General features: G+C 45.1%; 22 protein-coding genes. 6 read left to right on the top strand and 16 right to left on the bottom strand.

Translation table 11 applies throughout. From position 1 onward, the window contains the following. Window positions 1–49: 49 nt before the first annotated feature. From KB559_RS03995 to KB559_RS03965, 7 genes are all read right to left on the bottom strand, one after another. Window positions 50–208, bottom strand: coding sequence for a cysteine hydrolase family protein (locus KB559_RS03995; RefSeq protein WP_211020433.1), 159 nt, complete (start codon window positions 206–208; stop codon window positions 50–52). A 107-nt stretch (window positions 209–315) separates the two neighbouring features. Further along, complete coding sequence (locus tag KB559_RS03990; protein ID WP_211020432.1) at window positions 316–1026, bottom strand: alpha/beta hydrolase; 711 nt, start codon at window positions 1024–1026, stop codon at window positions 316–318. Between the two features lie 43 nt (window positions 1027–1069). Beyond that, window positions 1070–1912 (bottom strand): SPL family radical SAM protein, encoded by an 843-nt coding sequence (locus KB559_RS03985; protein ID WP_211020431.1) that lies wholly within the window; start codon window positions 1910–1912, stop codon window positions 1070–1072. A 205-nt stretch (window positions 1913–2117) separates the two neighbouring features. Continuing rightward, window positions 2118–2648, bottom strand: a complete 531-nt coding sequence (locus KB559_RS03980; RefSeq protein ID WP_211020430.1) for a DinB family protein — start codon at window positions 2646–2648, stop codon at window positions 2118–2120. A gap of 69 nt (window positions 2649–2717) precedes the next feature. Then, window positions 2718–3665 carry a helix-turn-helix transcriptional regulator gene (locus tag KB559_RS03975; RefSeq protein ID WP_211020429.1) on the bottom strand — a complete coding sequence of 316 codons (948 nt, stop codon included), beginning with the start codon at window positions 3663–3665 and terminating at the stop codon, window positions 2718–2720. A 24-nt stretch (window positions 3666–3689) separates the two neighbouring features. After that, window positions 3690–5018 (bottom strand): sensor histidine kinase, encoded by a 1329-nt coding sequence (locus KB559_RS03970; RefSeq protein ID WP_211020428.1) that lies wholly within the window; start codon window positions 5016–5018, stop codon window positions 3690–3692. A gap of 1 nt (window position 5019) precedes the next feature. Next, the gene (locus tag KB559_RS03965; protein ID WP_211020427.1) at window positions 5020–5706 is read right to left on the bottom strand and encodes a response regulator transcription factor; all 687 of its coding nucleotides are present in this window, start codon (window positions 5704–5706) and stop codon (window positions 5020–5022) included. Between the two features lie 207 nt (window positions 5707–5913). Between KB559_RS03965 and KB559_RS03960 the strand changes: the two genes are divergently transcribed. Then, complete coding sequence (locus KB559_RS03960) at window positions 5914–6948, top strand: DJ-1/PfpI family protein (protein WP_211020426.1); 1035 nt, start codon at window positions 5914–5916, stop codon at window positions 6946–6948. A gap of 33 nt (window positions 6949–6981) precedes the next feature. Next, the gene (locus KB559_RS03955) at window positions 6982–7608 is read left to right on the top strand and encodes a DUF2306 domain-containing protein (protein ID WP_211020425.1); all 627 of its coding nucleotides are present in this window, start codon (window positions 6982–6984) and stop codon (window positions 7606–7608) included. Between the two features lie 134 nt (window positions 7609–7742). On the opposite strand, the gene KB559_RS03950 is transcribed toward KB559_RS03955, so the two are convergent. After that, the gene (locus KB559_RS03950) at window positions 7743–8657 is read right to left on the bottom strand and encodes a tyrosine-type recombinase/integrase (RefSeq protein WP_211020424.1); all 915 of its coding nucleotides are present in this window, start codon (window positions 8655–8657) and stop codon (window positions 7743–7745) included. Between the two features lie 207 nt (window positions 8658–8864). Here KB559_RS03950 and KB559_RS25540 point away from each other — a divergent pair, with 207 nt between their 5' ends. Further along, complete coding sequence (locus KB559_RS25540; RefSeq protein ID WP_481856432.1) at window positions 8865–8987, top strand: winged helix-turn-helix transcriptional regulator; 123 nt, start codon at window positions 8865–8867, stop codon at window positions 8985–8987. Window positions 8988–9079: 92 nt separating this feature from the next. On the opposite strand, the gene KB559_RS03940 is transcribed toward KB559_RS25540, so the two are convergent. The 3 genes from KB559_RS03940 to KB559_RS03930 all read right to left on the bottom strand — a co-directional run bounded on the left by KB559_RS03940 (window position 9080) and on the right by KB559_RS03930 (window position 12054). Beyond that, entirely contained in the window at window positions 9080–10315 is a 1236-nt protein-coding gene (locus tag KB559_RS03940; protein ID WP_211020423.1) for a hypothetical protein, read from the bottom strand. A gap of 471 nt (window positions 10316–10786) precedes the next feature. Continuing rightward, on the bottom strand, window positions 10787–11188 hold the full coding sequence (locus KB559_RS03935; protein WP_211020422.1) for an Rrf2 family transcriptional regulator: 402 nt from the start codon (window positions 11186–11188) through the stop codon (window positions 10787–10789). Between the two features lie 80 nt (window positions 11189–11268). After that, a complete protein-coding gene (locus KB559_RS03930) occupies window positions 11269–12054 on the bottom strand; it encodes an AraC family transcriptional regulator (RefSeq protein WP_282103125.1) in 786 nt (261 codons plus the stop codon). A 351-nt stretch (window positions 12055–12405) separates the two neighbouring features. Here KB559_RS03930 and KB559_RS03925 point away from each other — a divergent pair, with 351 nt between their 5' ends. Next, window positions 12406–14850, top strand: a complete 2445-nt coding sequence (locus KB559_RS03925) for an Ig-like domain-containing protein (protein ID WP_211020420.1) — start codon at window positions 12406–12408, stop codon at window positions 14848–14850. Window positions 14851–14946: 96 nt separating this feature from the next. Here the strand turns inward: KB559_RS03925 and KB559_RS03920 are convergent, their stop codons facing one another. Both KB559_RS03920 and KB559_RS03915 read right to left on the bottom strand, forming a co-directional pair. Then, window positions 14947–15840 carry a hypothetical protein gene (locus KB559_RS03920; protein ID WP_211020419.1) on the bottom strand — a complete coding sequence of 298 codons (894 nt, stop codon included), beginning with the start codon at window positions 15838–15840 and terminating at the stop codon, window positions 14947–14949. Between the two features lie 93 nt (window positions 15841–15933). After that, window positions 15934–16713: a hypothetical protein gene (locus KB559_RS03915; RefSeq protein WP_211020418.1), complete on the bottom strand. Its 780-nt coding sequence runs from the start codon at window positions 16711–16713 to the stop codon at window positions 15934–15936. 127 nt (window positions 16714–16840) lie between these two features. Between KB559_RS03915 and KB559_RS03910 the strand changes: the two genes are divergently transcribed. Further along, on the top strand, window positions 16841–17500 hold the full coding sequence (locus tag KB559_RS03910; protein WP_211020417.1) for a hypothetical protein: 660 nt from the start codon (window positions 16841–16843) through the stop codon (window positions 17498–17500). Between the two features lie 11 nt (window positions 17501–17511). On the opposite strand, the gene KB559_RS03905 is transcribed toward KB559_RS03910, so the two are convergent. Genes KB559_RS03905 through KB559_RS03895 form a run of 3 tightly spaced genes read right to left on the bottom strand, consistent with a single transcriptional unit; the run spans window position 17512 to window position 19745 of the window. Continuing rightward, window positions 17512–18711: a chromate transporter gene (locus KB559_RS03905; RefSeq protein WP_211020416.1), complete on the bottom strand. Its 1200-nt coding sequence runs from the start codon at window positions 18709–18711 to the stop codon at window positions 17512–17514. Window positions 18712–18730: 19 nt separating this feature from the next. Beyond that, the gene (gene paiA / locus KB559_RS03900; protein WP_211020415.1) at window positions 18731–19258 is read right to left on the bottom strand and encodes a spermidine/spermine N(1)-acetyltransferase; all 528 of its coding nucleotides are present in this window, start codon (window positions 19256–19258) and stop codon (window positions 18731–18733) included. Between the two features lie 34 nt (window positions 19259–19292). Beyond that, complete coding sequence (locus KB559_RS03895) at window positions 19293–19745, bottom strand: MarR family winged helix-turn-helix transcriptional regulator (RefSeq protein WP_211020414.1); 453 nt, start codon at window positions 19743–19745, stop codon at window positions 19293–19295. Between the two features lie 189 nt (window positions 19746–19934). Here KB559_RS03895 and KB559_RS03890 point away from each other — a divergent pair, with 189 nt between their 5' ends. After that, on the top strand, window positions 19935–20807 hold the full coding sequence (locus KB559_RS03890) for a YitT family protein (RefSeq protein ID WP_211020413.1): 873 nt from the start codon (window positions 19935–19937) through the stop codon (window positions 20805–20807). Window positions 20808–20991: the final 184 nt, after the last annotated feature.

Genomic DNA, 20991 nt, shown 5'->3' with positions numbered 1-20991 from the left:
GCAGACGATTCTACTGGAGCCCATCACGCGCTTTGATGCGATCTGTTCCTTAGAACAGAAGCGTCTCCGCGGGTCTAACCTCAGCAAATGAACGGAATTTATCGTTATATTCCTGAATGATTTCTGAAGCTGTCCGGTCACCTTGATTATAGGTGGTGTGTGCGTCTTCGACGACAATGACTTCATAACCCAACTGACTTGCCCTCATACTGAAACACGGGATAATCCGGATCAAACATTCCTTCCTGTACGTCAATGACCAATAAGGCGGTGTGGTTATTCATGATCATTCTCCTTAAAATAATGGGATACAACCTACTTATCCGGGCATAGCTCATGGATTTTGGAGACGAGATCCTCTACGTTGGAATGAAAAACCTGGTTAGCGTCACTCCAAGCTGAATTTAGAAAATATGACGCGTGAAACTTCCATCCCGGATGATCCGGATTGAAATCCAGTTGAATTTCCCGTCCGGGCTTTCCGCGGAACTTCCGCGACCCCGGCTTGCGCCATCTGCCGATCCGGGTGATTTTGTCCTGTTTCTGACCGGTAATATAAGTGAATTGCTTATTGAATGAGATATCCTTCAAAAAGAATTTAGGGCTGCCTACCGCAAATACTTGAACCTCCCGAAAACCGTGCTTTTCCTCCAAGTTCAGCCCTGCCCGGTAAGCAATCACGCTGCCGGCGCTATGCCCGACCAGGATGAGTTGATCTGCGGCCGCTCCATGCTCACGAATGATTTCCACTGCAGCTTTCACCCGCCGAGATTCCTCATGGATCAGATCATACCCGACTGGAGCAATCTGCCGTGCCAATAGACGGGATAATGAGGAACGATTAGTTCCGTCCGCCATCCCATAGGGAAAGATCATTACGATTTTGATATGGGGATATCGCTTGGCGAACTCGCCGGCAGCAGCTTCAAAGTTATTCCGATAGGTTAGTATACCGGCCACAAAAAACACTACTGTTCTGCACATATGCGTACACGTGCTTTTGGAGGATACGAAAGTCTCAATCATGATTCAAATCCCCTTAGTCATTTGAGGTCAACATCTTTCTTTTTCAAATTGTGATTTTCGGAAACGCTTCGTGTTTTGACACACGGATCATCTCTTCGGGGAAAAACTTCCTAAAATACTTTTCCACCCGCACATGGATATCCTTATCATTCCACTTCGTTAGTTGATGGTTTTCAAACAGACTTGGCATCCCCAATCGCTCCGATCTTTTACCCATAGAACCGTCTCCGATATTAAGCGTATCGATCCAGATTCGATCGACGATTCCCTCCAGCGCCTTTGGAAAATCAGGCGTAAAGGGCAGCACGGGAGAGATGGCGGCCTGGGTGGTTACTCCGGCATCATGGATTTGTTTTAGCGCTTTTAACCGCAGTTGAATGCCAGGAGCATAAGGTGCAAAGATCCGCTTTATATCTTCACGGTCGGTTTCAATCGTCATGGATACCAGAACTTCACATTTTTCCTTTAGAACTGAAATTAATTCAAGATCCCTTGTAACAAGCGGACTGCGAGTCTGGATCTGGAGAAAATCGGGTGGATGTTGTATCATTTCCTCCAATACCCGCCGAGTGACCTCCGCTTTGCGCTCAATAGGTTGGTAAGGGTCCGTAGCCGAAGACATGAAAATATGAACCGGTTTGCTTTTTTTATGAAGCTTGATGATTTCATTGCGGTAATTTTCTGCGACATTGATTTTAATGTCGACCCATTCTCCCCAAGGAATATCCTTGAATTTTTGAATCGGCATTTCCCTCACATAACAATACTTGCAAGAAAATGCGCAGCCGCTGTAAGGATTTAATGAATGAGTGAAACCTACGTCCAAGTACCCCTTGGCTTCGCTCAATATTTTTTTTGAAATGATATCTTTTATCTCAATGGACATGGCATTGTTGCTCCTTGTAGCGCTAATATACTTTACTATACTCTCTAATGGGACATTTGAAAAAGGGACTGTAAAATTTAAACAAAAAAGAAGGGAAACCCGGCTCCCTTCCTCTCTTGATCTCATAAAATTTATTTGGTTTACATAATTATATTTCTGTTACCATTTCGATTTATTCCACTTTCAAATGTCACAAACTCAGATTTTATAAAAGCTGAGATAAACGATCCAATTGCAGCAAATGGTGCCGATAATGCATTTCGACCAGCAAAAACCACTCTTTAGCGTTTAACGCACCTAATCTGGGATGCGGGATCTTATATGCTTCAGACGCCTGACTCAAGGCAGACTCAGTACGTTTCATCCTTTCCACAACACTTCGGAGACCTTCCGCAAGCTGCTCCTTGCTCTCCGGTTGCTGCGGGGTGTATTGCGGCGAAGCCGGGACACGGATCCGAACGGGCGGAAAACTTCCAAGTTCGAATACCTCCCTGCCTTGTTCCGTCTTGATGCCCGAAACGACCACCGTTGCCTCATTTCCGGCCAAGCATTGATCAACATTATTTAGCTGCATGAATTGTGCCGATTGAATCAAATGCATATACATTTGCCCGATGGACCATTCATCTTCATCCGTTTTCCTAAGCAATTGTTCCATTTCAAGGTTATCCAGTTTAATCAAATACCGGTCCACTGTAGTTTCAAACTCATGTAATGCTTCCGCTGTGTTTCTCACTAGAACAACAACTCCTCTTTCGTCTTGGGTATAATCCCAATATAAAATAACGCTACTGACAACAGTGTGTCAGTAGCGTTTGAATATCTTTTCAGCTTCTTCCCGAACCCGGTTCCGCAGAGACTCCGGTTCTATTACCTCCACGTCCGCTCCCCATCCAAGAATATAAGGGAGCAGCTCTTCCGACTGCCATACGCGAAAGGTGACCAAGAGTCCATCGTCCGATTCCTCTGTCATTTCCATATAAAATCTTCCGGTTTCGGCGATTTTATCGGCAATTTCGGGACTCGCCTTAAGCAGCACTTCAAGTTTACGTTCGTTTTGCGGGCGATAGTCGCGCAGATTAAATCCGGGCGGCATGGAATAGCTCTCCTCTAACACCGCAAGATCCGCCATCCGTGACAAACGGAAATGGCGGATATCTTGCCGAAGATCGCAGCGTGCGATTAAAGTCCAATTTCCCTGAACGAGCGCAAGTCCATATGGCGAGACATTCCGCCTGCTCTCCCGATTACCGTCCGGCTCAGGTATTTTTTTCAGATAGGTAAAGCTTAATTTGCGGCGATCCAGAATGGCCCGTCGCGTTTTTTCAAGATAGTCCTTTTCTTTCCGCGCGGTTACCTGTTCGCCGGCATGAAGGAGCCGCATCGTATCCCGAATACGTACGGACTCTTTACGAATTGGCTCCGGAAGAATCGCTTCAATTTTTACTTTGGCCGTCTTGGCAACCCTATCATAATCAGCATCCAGCCGCTGCTCAATAAAATCCGCCCCCATTAACAAAGCCACAGCCTCTTCAGCCGTAAAACCTACCGGCGGCAAGAAATACCCTTCCATCAAGGAATAACCCTGACCCGGAGCCCCGACGATCGGAACCCCCGCTTCGCTAAGCGCTTGAATATCGCGGTATATCGTGCGTACGCTCGTCTCGAATCGGGCCGCCAAATCCTCTGCGCGAAGCATCTTGCTGTGCTGAAGCTCAAGCGTGATCGCGAGCTGCCGTTCTGTTTTGTTCATTTCCTTTTCCCCTATCTACCGTTATTACGGAACAGCTGCAGGGATCCAGCCCGTTAGCAGTGCTCCTCCTTCCGGATGGTTACTTGCGGCAAGATCCCCTCCGTGCATTCTTACAATTCGCTGTGAAATCGTTAAACCAAGCCCGCTCCCCCCGGTCGAACGATTTCTGGATTGTTCACCGCGATATAGCGGTTCAAACACATGCTGCATCTCCTCTTCAGTGAAGCCAGGCCCCGTATCCCTGATCTTAAACAGTACTTTATCTTCCTCCAAATAACAATCCATTTCAATTTTCCCATAGATGGGGGTATATCTTACAGCATTATCTAAGAGGTTGTTCATGGCACGTTCCAACAAGTGCGGATCACCTTTAAGGGAACATACGCCCTGGGAGCCCAATGAAATCGTAATTTGCTTTTGTTCGGCTTGCAGGCTCAAGCTATCTATCGATTTTCGAAATATTAGATTTAAATCCAAAGTCTCTGTGATCAGTTTTGATTCCAAATATTCCATCTTTGAAAAGGTGAACAATTCCTCCACCAACCGGTCCAATTGCGCCGATTTTTCTTTGCAAACCGCCAAATACTTATTCATTTTCTCCGGGGACTGAGCCACGCCTTGCTCCAAGCCATCCAGGTAACCCCTCAATGCGAACAACGGTGTCCGTAAATCATGCGCTACAGCCGAAATCACGAAGCGTCGTTGCTCTTCCAGCTCCACTTGCTTTTGATTGGATTGACGGAGTCCCTTAACCATCAACTCAAATCCGTCTCGCACCTCAGCAATTTCTGTGATTTTGGTCGATGGCAGCTGCACATCCAAATCTCCAGTTGCAATTTGTCTTGCGGCATAGCCCATCTTTTCGAGGGGCTTAAGAAGAAATCTGCGCATCTCAAATCCAACTATAAAGAAAGCTAACAGCAGTCCGGTTATCGCAGCAATCATTTGAACCGTTCTTGTCTTCGGCAGATAAATGACAACCTCGCCAAGCTTACGACCGTCCTCCAGAATCGATAATCGTTCAATCGGCGCAGAAGCGTCCATGCCCTTCAAAGCGGATCGAAAAATCACCTGACCCGAAGCATCCAGGATCACAGCTTCCATCTCCGTTTCGCGCAATTTGATTTGCAATTGGTCAATCCATTGAGGATCGTTCCATTTGCCAGCACCCGCTTCGATCAGTTGAGTCGTCTCGGTCAACTGTTCTTGTATTAGCTCATTATGCGCCTGACTTCTTGAAAAGCCGAGCGTATTTGTTTCCATAAAATTAGAGATTACGAAGAATATCCAGGGCGCTGATAGGATGAAAAAGAAACAAAGCAAGGTAAAAGTACGAATGCGGAATGTTCTCATCTCATCCTCCCTCAAAACGATACCCGATACCCCATACATTGACCAGATATTGCGGTTGGTTCGGATCCCCTTCAATCTTTTCGCGAAGCCGGCTTAAATGAACCCGAATCGTGTGTCTGTCGCCGACTCCGTCCCAGAACTTCGCAAGCAGCTGGTCATATGTAAAAACTTGTCTGGGGTGTTCAGCAAATAAGCGCAGCAGTTCATATTCTTTCGGTGTAAGTACGACGATGTTACCTTCTACAAAAACCTCTCTCGCGGTAAGGTTTAGTTTGATACGGCCATAATCCAATATTTGCTCTGCCTTTGGCTCCCCGGTACCGGCGCGCCGCAAAACAGCCTTTACTCTAGCAACGATCTCTCCAGGTGAAGCGGTTTTAACAATATAATCATCACCGCCGAGCGTCAATCCTCGAATCTTGTCTACATCATCACTGCGGGCACTCAAGAAAAGTATAGGGACATCGCTCTCCGCACGAATTCGGCGGCACAACTCAAACCCGTTTTGTCCAGGCATCATAATGTCCAGAACAATGCAATGAATCGGCTCGCTCTGAAATGCGTCCCAGGCCTGCTCAGCGTCACAAGCGGTAATTACTTGAAAATAATCGTTCTCCAAAAAGTCTCTCAGCAGCTCGACGATACTTTGGTCATCGTCTACCACCAGGATCGTATGTAATGAACTCATGAACATCCCACCTTGCATCCTAATATACCATTTTTTTCGCATCAGCAAGCATGACCGTATGTTTTGTGATGAGTTGTTTATAGTTTTGTGACCTTTTCCTAGCTTCATTTGAGATGTTCCGTTGTTAAGATTGATGCAGTTGAGTCGGAATGTCTACATACCGGGTTAAACATCTACCTGCAAAAAATGAGTTTAGGAGGATAAATCATGATATCGGTTCAAGTCGTACTCTTTGATGGATTCGACCTATTGGATGCCATTGCGCCTTATGAGGTGTTTTGTGCAGCGACTTTGTTTACGGAAAACACGTTAAACGTGGAATTGGTCACCGCCGAAGGGCCAAGATTCGTGACTAGCGGCATTAACGGATTAAAAGTTGAAGCGCACGGCAAGTTGAACCCGGAACTTGCAGGGATTATTGTCGTCCCCGGAGCTTCCGGACAAATAGATGGCCACGGGCCTGCTTCGGTCCCGTCGATTCTGGGAGCAGCAGCGAATTCGGATCTTACCGGACTGATAGAGCGAGCCCTGGGAAGGAACGATGTTATAGTCGCCACGGTATGCGGCGGCTCTCTGGTGTTAGCCATGGGAGGGTTATTGGAAGGCAGATCGGCGGTCACGAATCATCTGGGCATGGATTTGCTTGGAGCAACAGGTGCCATTCCCGTCTCAGCGCGTGTAGTGGACGACGGCAATCTGGTTACCGGCGGCGGAGTTACTTCAGGGCTCGATGTCGCGTTGTATCTTCTGGAACGTGAGCTCGGACCTCGAATCGCCCACGCGGTTGAGCAATTGTTTGAATTTGAGCGGAGAGGAACGGTCTGGCGGGCGATGGGAATGGCACCAAACACTCAAATGACACCCGCGGATGAGAGTGCGAACATCCCCTCTATTCTCGATGATTCCCTGAACAGCAAAGATACTTTTGCCTCCGTCTTTGTTGGCGATTGGGATACGACGATCGTAACGCCGGTCGGAAAGTTAGAAGTCAGACTTTCGATTTCAACGAATGACGGGATCATCCAGGGTTCGGCAACCCAAGGAAACGATAAAATTCCTTTCATAAATCCCGTACTTCTTAAGGATAAGCTGGCCTGGAATCTGCGAGTTACAAAACCGTTACGCTTAAATCTTAAATTCGAAGTATCCGCGGACGGTGAACTCATGACCGGAGTCGCAAAAGCGGGCTTGCTGCCTGCATCCAAATTAACGGGCAAACGCATTTCAGGGGCGTCATCCTGATAAGGTCGAAGCCCCAAGGAGTGATTACTTACTATGAAAAAACGAAAATGGTTATACGGAGCATTGGCGGGTGTCAGTTTTATATTTATCGTGTACGCCTTGGCGGATAACTTTATCTTTGATCCCGAGGCTAAACAATTTCTAAGTCATAAAACCGGACTCAGGCGCGAACTTAAACCCGCGGTCTGGTTAAATGTGATGCGTATTCATGTGGCATTAGCCTGTATCGCGATGGCAACAGGACTGATTAACTTTTTAAAGCGAGTACGTGATCGCAGTATTTTAGTTCATCGCATTAACGGTTATGTCTATCTGATATCCGTTCTTGTCGTCGTATTGACATCCGGATACATGGCGCCTTACGCCACAGGAGGAAAAATAGCAAGCATCGGATTCAACGCGATCAATATGATATGGCTGATCATCACTGCTACAGCGCTAGTTCAAATCAAAAAAAAGCGGATACAAGCTCACCGGAACTGGATGGTTCGCAGTTATGCCTTTTGTTTTACGAATCTGTCGATTCATCTCGTCACCGGTCTGTTTCATCAGGGATTTGGATTTCAATACGTCACCGGTTACACCATAGGCGTTTATGGCACTATAGCGTTATTATTGGCAATTCCGGAAGCGATCCTCAGAAAGTTAGAACCCGCCTGATCATAGCCCGCTCTTTAGAGCGGGCTAGATTTTTGTATTCCCGATTACCTATGAAGTCGACATGAATATAACGGATTTCGGGTCTTCCAATGACTGAATCAGAAACGGCTGCCTTTCAAGGGCAGCCGTTCCATTTATATCACGGGTATCTCTATCGTAGTCATCGCGCTCCTCTTCTGCTCGTCATTGATATGCGTATAAATCATAGTCGTTTCGATCGATGCATGGCCCAGAAGCTCTTTGACGACGCGGATATCCACATTATTATTTAGCAGCATCGTAGCAAAGGAGTGCCTCAGCTTATGACAAGAAAGTCTCATATCGGTCATTTGCGGATGATCCTGCTTAAACGCATCGAAGACTTGAGCGGCGATCTTCTGAATCTGACGGATCGATAGCCTTCTTCCTTTTTGGGACACGAAAAATGCTTCTTCTTTGGAGCTATAAGGCTGAATACGTTCCTCCGCCACTTTTACAAGTACATCTACAACCATTTCCGGCAACGGAATCTCATTCCACTTGCGCCCTTTCCCCAACACTTCAAGCGTTCCCTTTTCCTTCTTAAAATGAGAAAGATTCAAGCGATGCACTTCCCCCACCCGTAGACCGCAATACCCCATCAACAGGAAAATAGCCAAGTTCCGATCCCGAAACCGCCCCTCCACATAAGTGAGCACTTTCTTTAGTTCCTGCTCTTCCAAGTAGACGGGTATCTTGTTTTTCTCGGTCTTGGATTTCTTCACCTCTAAAGCGGGGTTTCTTGTTGCAAGCTCAAAATCGATCAACGACGTGTAAAACGACCGGATGGCGGACAGCGTTCTGTTCCTCGTTCGATCTCCGGCCGATTCCTGTTTGGATACAAGAAAACTGACAACATGTAACTTACCAGCCTGCTGCACCGGAAGTTCATCTAAAGAAGATAGATAATCGAATACTTCCCTCTTATATTCTTTTCTAGTGGCCTCGGTATAACCGGACTGCTTCATCCAAATCGTAAAAGCCTGAATCGGCTCGGAGTAGATTTCTTCGATGTCATATTTATTCGTCAACGCAATCCCTCACTATTTAATGTATAATATGCTAGATTCTAGCACTAAACTTAATAGGCAAGTGGCCATTCTCCTTTAAACAAATCGCTTAGAATTGAAAGTGCGCAAAATACGTGTTTGGCGTACTTATTTTAGCACATATGTTCCCTGAAGGAAACATTGCTTGGCAGGCTGGCTAAAGCCTAAACAGAAAACCCGCGCCCCGAAATTCTAGTTGATAAGTGGAAACCTGTCATTTTAGCACATCTTTTTCAAAATGGAATTATGAGATTCAGCGAACTTCAAAAAGCAATACCTGGTATAACAAAAAAATGCTCACGGCACATTTAAGGGATTTATCAAGTCACATACGAAAAAAGAGCACTCGAAGTTATCTCGAGTGCTCTTTTTTCTGCTGTCATAGTCTTATGTTCCTGTAGCTACTAATTACTTCTCTTCCATTCATCAACTACTGCTCTTACAAGTCTTTTTGCTGTATCTGCTCGAAAAGGCATGACATGGCCGTGAAACATATAGTAGATTATATAGCTGTCATGAGTTTCATAGCCGCCTTTTATCCATTCTTCTCTATTCGGAAGATAGCCCGTGCAGCCATTAGTATACCCATTGAAAAATAAAAGTGGATTGTCTGTTTGTTCCGTAACCGCAAGCGAAAGCTCACAGAAAATCTCATCTGGCACACCACACAAACTGCCCTCATTCAACAATAGAAAATGGATGCTACGGTTCTGCGTTTGAGTGGTTATCCCGGCGTTTCTTAACTGTTCACATTCACTAAGCCAACCCGTCGCATTCAAGCCTGATTTTTCCGCAATTTGTCTTGCTTCATCAACTTCTGGAACATCAGAGTACATTTGAATCTCTGTTTCCACCATATGCAAACGTGTTATTTTTTTGGGGGTAAATCGAAGTTTTGTCGCAGATTGCAGAAGCTCATCTGCTATGCGATCAACATCGGATGTAGTGCCGCCATCAATTTTATCTACACCAACAGGCTTAATGTTTCCTGCAGCACCTTGTATCATCATAATTGGACAACCGTAATGTTCTGCAATTTTTTCCCGCGTCGCACCGAAATAGTCGCTTGACAGTTTGTTACTATGGCTCATTAAGATATTGGCATGAGCACAAACCCGTAATAGCATTACAATCGATTTTTGAGTAGTAGAATTAACAATTTGCAATGCTCCAAGGCGCTTATCAACAACGCTGCACCCATCCCGCCGGTTTTCACCTATATCTGTTTCGCCAACTGCCCAGGAGACGAGGCATGGCTGTAAATTTACTAGCGCATTTGTTATACAGGAAATCACTCTATCACATAAGAGCGAATAATACTTTTGTCCATTAAGCGGCGACAAAGGATCAGGTGCCGAGTGGGTATGGGAAAAATTGAGCATAACATTAGTGGCAGTAGTGCCCAATGCTTCCGCAACCCTTTCCCGCAATTCATTTGATAAAGCTGTTGTAAAGCCTAAGCTATCTATTGCAATCAAGCAATAGCGGTCATTTTGATGTTCAAACAGTACTATTTGTGCTTTCAATGGATAATGAATACCGTTTACTTTGTTCTTCTCACGCGAACGGCCAATCATTTCTACAGGAAAATCCGGGGTAATATCCGTCTGCGAAAAAGCAGCTCTATAGTTATAGTTCATTTAGCTTTTCTCCTTGATTTGAATTTTGGAAAAAGCCATGAGTAGGACAAAATTTATCGTTTCATGCACCTTGTCCTATTGGCTATGCATGAAACGGTTACAATCAATAGTTTCATATGCTTCCCTCGTTCGTTGAAATTGTATTCTTAAAGTTAATTATATAATAGTTTGTTAAGAGGGACTATCCGAAAAGAATGGTTTGTTGACCAGACCTCATACACAAAGATGTTCTACTAACTCAAAGGCAATACCTCAGAATTTTGAGATGTTGTTTGAACTAACCTGCCCGTTAGCTTAATGGGAATTGTAGTTTGATATTCATCTAATCGGTATTCGGACTATGTTCTTGTACATTCCGGCAATAGGAACAAGTTCTTGTCCTTGGCTCGGGACAAGAACTTGTTCCGATAAAAAAAAGCCGCTAAAATAGCGACTTTCAATGAGACTATCTTCTTGTCCATAGTCAGTCCTTTACAGAACGGCCGTCATTTTCTTGGCAAGCTCGGATATTTTTTGATTTCGTAAATAATCCTCCATCTTCTCTTCCGCCGTTACCATGATTTTCTGAATCATACAATCTTGACCGTGGTTTAAGTCACATTCAAATAAGGAAGCGTTGCCCTCAATGGCATGAATGATGTCCAGGAACGAGATCTCTTCCCAATTTCGCTTTAAGCGGTATCCCCCATTGGCGCCTGAAGTCGACTCGATCATTCCGGCCTTGACCAGCTTGGTCAGGATTTTGGATAAATACGTCGGTGAAACCTCTTGTCGTTCCGCCAGCTGCTGTACGCCGATGAGTTTATTCGGGGGGACGACAGCAAGAAAGAGCATGGTATGAAGAGCATAGTTCGTCGCTTTAGAAAATTTCATAGCGGAGTGTCCACCTCAATCAAAGACTTTATTTGCCCATGATAACTATTAAGCTCCTTTGTGTCAAATCAGCCTCTTCGTCATTGTGAAGATAAAGCCGGTGATTTACAACGGAATTCGTTGGGGGCCACCCCATATTGTTTTTTAAAGACCCGATAAAATGATCGCAAGCTGTTGAACCCGGAATCAAAGGCGATGTCGGTGACCGGATGGATTGTAGATAACAGCAGCATGTGTGCATAAGCTGCCCGCTGGCTATTGATGTAATCGCGAAAAGAAACTTGGAATTGCTCGGAGAAAATCCGGGAGATCATAAATTTACTAATGCCCAGTTCCTTTGAAAGCGCATCCAAGTTAATGGGTTCTAAAAAGTGCATGTCGATGTAAGCAAGGATTTTCAGAATCATATCCATGTCGTTCTTGTAGTCCACTCTCTTCATGTACATTAACGGTAGAGCGTGCCCTAAGATGGCGGAAACATAGGCTCTAAGTAATCGATCGTCGCTTTTTTCTATATAGAGTTTATACAAGGTTGCCATGAGATCCGTAATTACCTTGTTCCTGGGAACTACGGACTTGTCCGGAACATAATGAAGCAAATCCCCCGTAAAATCTCCCGGAAATGTGGCCTCGAAGAACATCAGCAAAATTTGATTGCTTTCTGTGGTTTTGTAGCTGTGAGGCTGATTGGGAAAAATGATGGCCACTTCCCCTTCGGACAATTCATAGTCTTCTCCATTAATGAAAATATTGATTTTGCCGGACATAACCATGGTTATCTCAACATTTTTATGCAGATGAAGCGGATAGGTGTTATTGGTGGAAATAAAGGAGTGAAACGCCTTGTCGCGATGCTGATATTTCATCTTCATCTCTTTCTCCCCTATCGGCCTGCCATGCAGCAAGTTAATAGAATTCTAAGAAGATAATACCGATCTGATCTCTTGCACACAAGGTCCCTAAGCAATAGTTGGCACAAAAAAGCATCCTTTTTGGCAGGAAAATACGGCCTTAAAGTTTTAAAGTAATAGCTGCAGGCATACCAACCACTTTACCCTGAAAGGAGGAAGTATAACAGGATCACTATCGGACAATAAGTCTGCATCCCTATCCATGTTATACGTCAAGCGATGAGGCTAAGAAATAAAAGATCCGGCAAGGCAGCAGCTCTTTTGTTGAGTTTTACGGTAGCGCTTTCAGTTTTAGGGGGATCTCCTTTGGATGCCTCAGGACAAGCAACTGGAGACCATAGTATATCGGAAGGTGCCCCAATCCTTGCTTTTCCCGGCGCGGAAGGCGGCGGCGCTTATGCCAGCGGCGGCCGGGGCGGCGACGTTTATATCGTAACAACCTTGAAGGATTATGGAGAAAAGGATCAACCTATTGAAGGATCACTGCGGTATGGGGTCGTTTCTACCCCTAAAGAAGGACGTACGATTGTTTTTCATGTATCCGGTACGATCGAGCTCCAAAGCACCCTTCGATTCAAAGACATTAAAAATCTGACAATCGCCGGGCAAACCGCACCGGGCAACGGAATTACGATTGCGGGCTGGGATACCAACATTAGCAATTCCGAAAATATTATCCTCAGGTACCTCTCCTTCCGTCCGGGCGCAACCAATGTTTATAACGGCAGCGATTCTATGGATGCGCTTTGGGGAAGAGACAACGACAACTTTATCATTGACCATTGTTCCTTCAGCTGGAATACGGATGAGACCCTGTCCTTGTATAGAGGAGAAAACGGTACAATTCAGTGGTCCATCATTTCGGAGAGCCTGACCCTTTCCGGCCATTCCAAAGGGAGACACGGCTACGGCGGCATTGCCGGCGGAGATAAGACCACGTTCCATCACAATCTGTACGCCAACCATACATCGCGAAACCCTCGACTCGGTGGCGGATATGCCGGTGCGGCGGACGCAGACCATGTGGCAGTAGTCCAGTTCTCCAACAACGTCATTTATAACTGGGGCTTTAACGGTACTTACGGCGGTGGCTTTACCTACACGAATTATATGAACAATATCGAGCTTGCCGGTCCGGGAACAAGGGATAATGTAATTAACCAAGTAATTGATGCAGGGGAATCCACGAAGCTTGGGGGATTCTACATCGACGGGAACCGGATTAACGGCAAGCTTACGGGATTGCTGGATGAATCCTCGGATTACGTGAAATTTTCCGGTGTCAATAGCGGGGATCAAATGACAACCATTGCGGCAAAGCCCTATCTTTCGGCGGACAGCACGGGAGTAAATCATGGCATCACCAATCAGGCGTTTGATAATTACATTAAATCCGGCATCAAACATGCGAATGAGCCCTTACTGAGAAGCATACTGCAACAAGCAGGCGCAACCTATCCGCGACGCGATGCGATCGATGCAAGAATCGTGGCGGAGGTGGAACAAGGTTTGGGAAGATACATCAATACGGAACATGAGGTTGGTGGCTACATCACGAACTTTGGCGTCACTGAGGAACAGCGCAATGACCAATTTGATATCAATCAAAACGGAATTGACGACAAATGGGAAAAGAAGAACAATATATGGGATATCAAGGATGCTTATAAGACGGTTACCCATAGCGGTTATACCTGGCTGGAACTTTATATTAACGGGCTTGTTGATATGGATCACAAAGCGGAAAATCCAGAAGCTGTGATCATGTCACCGGCTAACAATGCACAATTCGTTACAGGCAAAGAGATTGAAGTTAAAATCAAAGCCTCTTCCAAATTCGGGCACAAAATCAATAAAGTCGCTGTCTATAATGGATCCCAATATATCGGAGATGCTGTGAAGAAAGGCAGCACTTACTCCTATACGATCAAGGGATTAAAGGATGCATCCCACTATATCTCGGCAAGAGTCACGGATACCGCGGGAAATGAGACACAGACTACCTCGGCAAACATTCATGTCAATACCTCCTCCGCTACCCTCGGTAATGAGGGCTGGACATCCTCGGATATCGGAAACCCGGATATTAAGGGTTCCGGAAGTATGACGGATGGGATGATCACCGTGAAGGGTAACGGAAAACTTGGTATGAGTGAAGGCAGTACAAAACAATCCGAAGCAAACAATGAAGCTAAAGACGATTTCCACTTTGTATATAAAAAAATGGACGGTGATTTTGAACTTACAGCGAAGTTGGAGGAGATCGGAGCCGTTGATAACCATGCCTTCACCGGGCTGATGATTCGCGATGAATTAAAAGATGACAGTGCCGCGGCAGCCCTCGGTCTCTCCTGGGTCAAGCTGTCCAAAGCAACCAGCTGGTCCGCTTATCTGGCGGGCAGAAACCAGCAAGGCGGTCCATTTGACGAATTGACGGAAACTTTAGACAGTGCTTCTGCAGCCGCTAAGGCCGGCATTCAATTACTTCCGGATGTTCCATTTAAAACAAACGGCGTCCCGCAAGGATATTGGCTAAAACTAGGACGAAACGGGGATACCTTCTGCGCTTACGGGTCAACCGACGGAAAGGATTGGACACCTATCGGCGAACGGACAATCGTCATGCAAGATTCTGTTTATATCGGATTTGCCGTTGACAGCAATGATGTCGCCAATAAGATTGAACAACTGAATTATGCTAAATTCTCTAACATAACGCTGAAGGATAGCTTTACCCCACTAGGGAAGTAGCGAGATATCAAAAGCTTCACTAACCTGAACAAGACGGCAGCCCCTTCATTGGCTGCCGTCTTGTTATGCATTAGGAGAAACTTCACATGTTCATGCTTACAAATTCAATCTCTGTTGGATGATGACGGCCAATTCTTCTGCTGTATTCCAAACAATCGGACGGATCTCTTTGATTTGTCCGGGAAGCAGATCGGCATCCCCGCTATGAACGGTCCAGATTACAGGAATGTTCAAACCTAGTGCATATCCCGCCGCCATATACACCTCAGGGGACTGACCGGTTAAATCCGCGATAATCAGTTTACTGTCCGCAATGAGCTCCAAGGAGTACTTCTCGGAGTGATTTGTCTTCGCATGGGCAACCAACTGCGGCAAATAACCGTATTGCTCAATTTTAGGCAGCAGGATCTCCGTCCATTCCGCAAGCAGCATGTTCCCATCTCCGACGAGAACGGTACAAGGTTTAAGTTTCTTCCCTCCTGCGCTGGCGGCAGCGATGCTCCAACCTTTTTCCGTAAGCTTAAAGGCCGTCCCTTCCCTGATCAGCAGGTCAGCGGTGCTCAGTGTATCTATAAGATATACCAACTCTTGTAAATTAGGAGAATACGTCAAGTTATAATTGCTCGAGAGCGGATGAATGATTACCGTTTCACCCGGCGCTTCGGAATGTCTGTACAAATATTGCAACAGCCGATTTCCCTTATCCTCCATGGTTACAGGGATATCCGATGAATTTGCGATGGAATCCAAATCGTCGGCGGATATTACGACCTTTTCATCGCGATCGGTCTGCTCCCGGATATATGCCGATACCAAATGCAGCATATTCCGTTTCTTCTGGTGCGGGAAAGAACGAACCGTCTCATAACTGCCTCTCTCCAAGCTATAAAACCCGCCGGGAGAACAGGAGCAACCCATATATTTATCGAATTCGGCTTCCGTGGCTATAGGGACAATCTGATCGCAGAACAAACATTGCTTCTTCATCATAACAACTCATCACCTCTCATCAATAGCTACCCTCTACCATACCAAGATTCTATTGAAAAATTGACAAGAAGATTTATCCAGAAGACTCCAATCCTATCTTTCAGGTTTGAATCTGCGCAATAGTTTCCTTACCCAGCCTACTATGGTCGGAAGCAGAAACAGTAGAACAATTCCGGAGACAATCCCATATCCGAGCTGAGATTCCCTCTCCTCAGATAACATTCGCTCCATATTTGTTCCGATCAAAATCACGTTGTGCTCTTCCTTGCCGGGTAAGGTGAACGGCTCCAATCTTCCCTCTCTGGCGCGTCCGATGACCGTGATTTGTTCCCCTGGGGACACTGCATAGTAGCCATATGCCCTTTTCTTCGGACTCTCCACCAACAGCGGCCGGGATGTCCCTCCTTCATATATATTAGACAGTTGACTCGGATCAACGGTGCTAAAATCCAGCGGGAGCCAATTCGTGTAGAAGCGGAACCACTCCGCTTGCACGACTACGCCATTGATCACGAAGCTGCCTAAAACCTCCGGACGGCGGTCTTCGGATCTTTTGTAATCGCAATTGCTTTTGCTGCATCCCCAAAGAAATGTTTCCTTTTGCAGCAACGCATAAGTATTCCGAAGTTTGCCCTCATCAGTCACGGCAGCTATGCCTTCAACACTGCCATCAAGCCGGACAATTTCGTCGATATCGGGAGTCAACTCTAGCACCGGGCGCGCGTTAGTTATGATCTTTGTAAGTCTGGCTGAATCCCAATATAGTAACAGTAGGCCGAATAAAACAAAGAAACCAAGAAATTTCAAGAACCCGAGCCAGAATGAACCGGAGCCGTTTCGCTTATTCTTCTTTTTCTGCTGTTTTTTTGCCATAGGCCCCCTCCTCCTCTTTGCACGAAAAATCTTCTTGAGTTAGTTTATCATACTAGCTTAAGCCGCTGGAAACTTGAAATTTAATAATCTTTCTATTAAGTTATTTTAATGAGGGGGTTAGTCAACCATGATGAAAGCTAAGAGAAGTATAGTGATTATGATCTTCATAGCGCTGTTTGCCCTGCTTGCCGGCTGCAATGTATCCCATAAACAAACGGTGCCTGAAGATACGGACCCTGATTCCCTATTGCAGTCCTTATATACGGCCGAACACATCAAGTCGGTGAAATCGGCGATCATAGAACCGTTAAATAAAAGCTCGGAAATCGAACAAGGCATCCGTATCTATTATCAATACGCTATTTTGCTTAAAGGTGCGGTCGACCAGGAAAATAAAGATATTGCAAACCAGCTGTATATTGTTACAGCAGTCGAAAATACACAGGAAAACCGGGAAATTAGTGTCCAGTACATAGGTGGATCTCTCAACGGGGAAATTCGCGAACTCAGACCGCGCCATAAAACGTTTCAAGTAAACGCATGCCGCACCGAATCCGATTCTCCTTGCGACAGCGGCGATCCGACTTCATATGAAGCATACGCGGTAATATTTTCACTGGACGAGTACTCTGCTCTTGAAGAACAAGGAAATGTTGTCGATATCACGGTGAGGTATGCCTTGGGAAAAAACAAAAAGGAACTGCGGGAACAGTTCCTCAGCGACTCCGGACTTCAAGAAACCGGAAAGGCAGCCGTCTCCTTTCAACTGCCTGCCGCATTCCATTGAACAGGTTCAAGTTATATGTAGTTGATGATCACTCCGCCTAATGCGCCTGCAATAACAACAACCCATGGTGGGGTTTTCCAGAAAACTAGCATTATAAACAAGATGGACGCGAGGGCAAAATCAGCGGGTGCAAGTATGGAACTGGTCCAGATCGGATCATATAGAGCAGCCAGCAAAATACCTACAACCGCTGCGTTAACACCTACCAGCGCACCTTGAATTATTGGCTTCCTTCGGAGTGAATCCCAAAAAGGCAGAGCTCCAACAACCAATAAAAAGGCTGGTAGGAAAATCCCTAAAGTTGCAATGATCGCACCAGTCCATCCATTCATTATAGCTCCCAGGTAGGCAGCGAATGTAAACAAAGGACCCGGAACCGCTTGGGTAGCCCCATAACCCGCCAGAAAGTCTTCTTTGGAAAGCCAACCCATGGGTACTACTTCCCTTTCCAGTAAAGGCAATACAACATGTCCTCCGCCAAACACAAGCGAACCCGATCTATAGAAACTGTCAAACATGGGAAGCCATTGGAGCGAAGTAATTCCTCGTAGGAAAGGCAAGATGATCAATAATCCAAAGAATAGGACTAGACAAATCACGGCTAACGAACGCTTTATCGGTACACGGATATCCGGCAACTCAGGTATCTTCGTGTTTTTATATAAAAATAAACCGATAATACCCGCTAATACGATGATCAACGCCTGACTAATCGCCGTTTGCCAAAGTAGTGTGACCGTTGCCGCTATAATGGCAATCGTCGCACGGTTCCGGTCCGGAGTCAGTTTCTGCCCCATACCCAGTACCGCATGAGCAACAATTGCGACAGCGACTAGCTTTAAACCGTGAATCCATCCGGAGTTCCCTATATCAAATCCCTGTAACAGATAAGCAAAAAGAACAAGAGCAATTACCGAAGGAAGAGTAAAGCCAATCCAGGCTGCAACCCCTCCCATTAATCCTGCGCGCATCACCCCGATCCCAATACCGACTTGGCTGCTGGCCGGCCCGGGCAGGAACTGACAAAGAGCAACCAAGTCTGCATAGCTGCGCTCATCCATCCATTTTCTGCGCCTTATATATTCATTATGAAAATAACCTAAATGTGCAACGGGCCCACCGAACGAGGTTAAACCAAGTTTCGTGGAAACTCTTAATACTTCAAACACAGCCTTCAGTTTATTATTTTGACTAAGCTGATTATCGGACATTACGCATCCCTTTCGCGGCTTATCTTCCTGCCATCAGTGTTTTACACATGATATAATCTCTTTGTTCTTCATCCCCCATAAAGAAAGAATGGGCACCAACTTGGACAAATCCTATTTTCTTGTAAAATTGAATCGCGTTCTCGTTCTTTTCCCAAACCCCCAGCCAGACTCTATTTTTCTTTTCTCCTAAAGCTATATCTATCGCAGTGTTAATTAAATATTTTCCAAGCCCCTGTTTCTGAAACTTATTTCTTATATAAATCCTCTCAATTTCGAGTGCATCATCCCCCATTTTTTCCGATTGGGCAGTCTGACTGTTAATTTTCAAATACCCGGCAGGTTCTTCATCTAAGAAAATCAAAAAGAATTCCGAATGGATATGGGTCAATTCCATATTCAACTGTTTAGAGTTAAATGCCCGATCCATATAGTTCTTCATATTTTCAGGCGAATTCTGATCCTTGAAGGTATCGTTAAAGGTTTCAATACTTATTTCTTGGAGTAGTTCTACATCTTCGATCCCACACTTTTGTATTTTCACAGACATTTGAATAGGTAGCTCCTTTAGAAAAGATTATAACTCAATACTTTCGCTTATTTCCCTTTTTTACAAACTCCCAGTCTACTTCAATATTCTTTCTAACTCTTTGAATTAACTGAAACAGAGTTTCTGCTTCTTCATCGGAAAATCCGGCTAGCGCGACATAATCGGAATGAATATGTTCACTTCTTATATAAGGATAGACACTCTCCCCTTTTTCTGTAGGAAAGAGTTTTTTGATTTTTTTGTTATAAGGATCATCTCTCCTTTCAATAAATCCGTTAAGTTCAAGTTTCTGTATGGCACGTGCGGCGGTTGTCCGATCCACTTTCAATATTTCGGATAATTTCTCCTGGATGATTCCAGGGTGTTCGCAGATCCGTACCAGGTACAAATACTGTCCTTTTGTAAGCTCATATTCCTTAAACTCGATATTGCTGATGGAATCCAATGCTCTGGCAATCGTTCCGATTTCACGTAGAATTTCTTTCATAGATAACTCCTTAATTTCTTATGCTAATCGATACTCGTTATACATGTTATATTATTTTTGTTGCATTTACAACATTCTAAAAAAACAAAAGCTATATCATTTGTCATAGTCGAAATTCTTGATAAAAAAGATAATTTAAACCGATAATATATTTTTATAACCCATTATGTGAGAAAAGAAGGTTCGGAGATGAATCGAAATCCATACGCTGCAATCATCGGTAAACCGATCAAATCTTCACTAAAACCCGTGCAGGAGGTTGGAATTATTATCCTTTCCGCCTTGCTTGTCGCGGCTGGTCTTAATTTATTCTTGATTCCCCATCAGCTTTTATCCGGTGGACTTACGGGGGTCGCATCCATCATTGGTTATATTACCGGGTGGAATATTTCAATCGTGTATTTTTTGCTTAATGTCCCACTCATTATCTGGGGTTGGAAGGCGGTTGGACGAAGATATATCGTATATAGTTGTATCTCGGTCATCTGCACGACTTGGTTTATGGCTCTTATTCCCGTCATCCAACTAACCAAAGACCCTATTTTGGCTGCGGTATTCGGCGGCCTCATCTCAGCGGGAGGCATCGGATTCTCGCTCCGAGTAGGCGGCTCTACCGGCGGGTTCGACATACTCGGCTCCATCGTAACTCGCAGACGGGATGTTGCGATGGGAAATGTTCTGTTCATTTTAAACGGCGCTGTGATTTTAGCACTCGGCTTTTTCCGGAGCTGGGACCTGGCCCTGTACTCCATGCTGTCCACGTACGTCAAAGGTAAAGTGGTCGACATGATTCATATCGGACATATCAAAGTCACTTGCTTTATTATTACGAAAGAAAAAGAGAAGATGCTTTGCCAGCTCCGCAAACTTCATCATGGAATAACATGCATCCATTCGGAGGGCGGGTACAGTGAGCAAGAAAACTATACATTAATGACGGTCACCACTCGGTATGAATTGGTAGCGGTGCGGAAAGCGGTTCTTCAAACCGACCCCCGAGCATTTATGAACGTGGTACAATCCACAGAAATTGTTGGACGTTTTGCACGACCCAAGGTATAGATATTAGATTTGGAATCAGATTTTAAGTTTATAAATAGATAACAATATATTTCCAGCCAATCAGGTCAGCCTAGGTCTCCCCCTTCGCTGACCTGATTTGTTATTTTATCTAAACGTAGGATAAGCCATTCTGGGAATAATGCTAAATGACACCGCAAGGGTACCTGGTATGCATCCAATAACA

The organism is Paenibacillus sp. Marseille-P2973, assembly GCF_018101095.1.
In the GTDB taxonomy this organism is placed as follows: domain Bacteria; phylum Bacillota; class Bacilli; order Paenibacillales; family Paenibacillaceae; genus Fontibacillus; species Fontibacillus vini.
Note: the sequence above shows the minus strand (reverse complement) of the source record. Positions and strands in the feature narration are given on the sequence as shown.

Bases quoted from the DNA above. Each gene is read 5' to 3' on its own strand.
- KB559_RS03970 (WP_211020428.1), bottom strand. From the start codon at position 5,018: ATGAGAACATTCCGCATTCGTACTTTTACCTTGCTTTGTTTCTTTTTC.
- KB559_RS03895 (WP_211020414.1), bottom strand. From the start codon at position 19,745: ATGAAAGAAATTCTACGTGAAATCGGAACGATTGCCAGAGCATTGGAT.
- KB559_RS03905 (WP_211020416.1), bottom strand. From the start codon at position 18,711: ATGTCCGATAATCAGCTTAGTCAAAATAATAAACTGAAGGCTGTGTTT.
- KB559_RS03975 (WP_211020429.1), bottom strand. From the start codon at position 3,665: ATGAACAAAACAGAACGGCAGCTCGCGATCACGCTTGAGCTTCAGCAC.
- KB559_RS03985 (WP_211020431.1), bottom strand. From the start codon at position 1,912: ATGTCCATTGAGATAAAAGATATCATTTCAAAAAAAATATTGAGCGAA.
- paiA (WP_211020415.1), bottom strand. From the start codon at position 19,258: ATGTCTGTGAAAATACAAAAGTGTGGGATCGAAGATGTAGAACTACTC.
- KB559_RS03990 (WP_211020432.1), bottom strand. From the start codon at position 1,026: ATGATTGAGACTTTCGTATCCTCCAAAAGCACGTGTACGCATATGTGC.
- KB559_RS03930 (WP_282103125.1), bottom strand. From the start codon at position 12,054: ATGAAATATCAGCATCGCGACAAGGCGTTTCACTCCTTTATTTCCACC.
- KB559_RS03955 (WP_211020425.1), top strand. From the start codon at position 6,982: ATGAAAAAACGAAAATGGTTATACGGAGCATTGGCGGGTGTCAGTTTT.
- KB559_RS03995 (WP_211020433.1), bottom strand. From the start codon at position 208: ATGAGGGCAAGTCAGTTGGGTTATGAAGTCATTGTCGTCGAAGACGCA.
- KB559_RS03920 (WP_211020419.1), bottom strand. From the start codon at position 15,840: ATGATGAAGAAGCAATGTTTGTTCTGCGATCAGATTGTCCCTATAGCC.
- KB559_RS03965 (WP_211020427.1), bottom strand. From the start codon at position 5,706: ATGAGTTCATTACATACGATCCTGGTGGTAGACGATGACCAAAGTATC.
- KB559_RS03960 (WP_211020426.1), top strand. From the start codon at position 5,914: ATGATATCGGTTCAAGTCGTACTCTTTGATGGATTCGACCTATTGGAT.
- KB559_RS03940 (WP_211020423.1), bottom strand. From the start codon at position 10,315: ATGAACTATAACTATAGAGCTGCTTTTTCGCAGACGGATATTACCCCG.
- KB559_RS03910 (WP_211020417.1), top strand. From the start codon at position 16,841: ATGATGAAAGCTAAGAGAAGTATAGTGATTATGATCTTCATAGCGCTG.
- KB559_RS03935 (WP_211020422.1), bottom strand. From the start codon at position 11,188: ATGAAATTTTCTAAAGCGACGAACTATGCTCTTCATACCATGCTCTTT.
- KB559_RS03890 (WP_211020413.1), top strand. From the start codon at position 19,935: ATGAATCGAAATCCATACGCTGCAATCATCGGTAAACCGATCAAATCT.
- KB559_RS03915 (WP_211020418.1), bottom strand. From the start codon at position 16,713: ATGGCAAAAAAACAGCAGAAAAAGAAGAATAAGCGAAACGGCTCCGGT.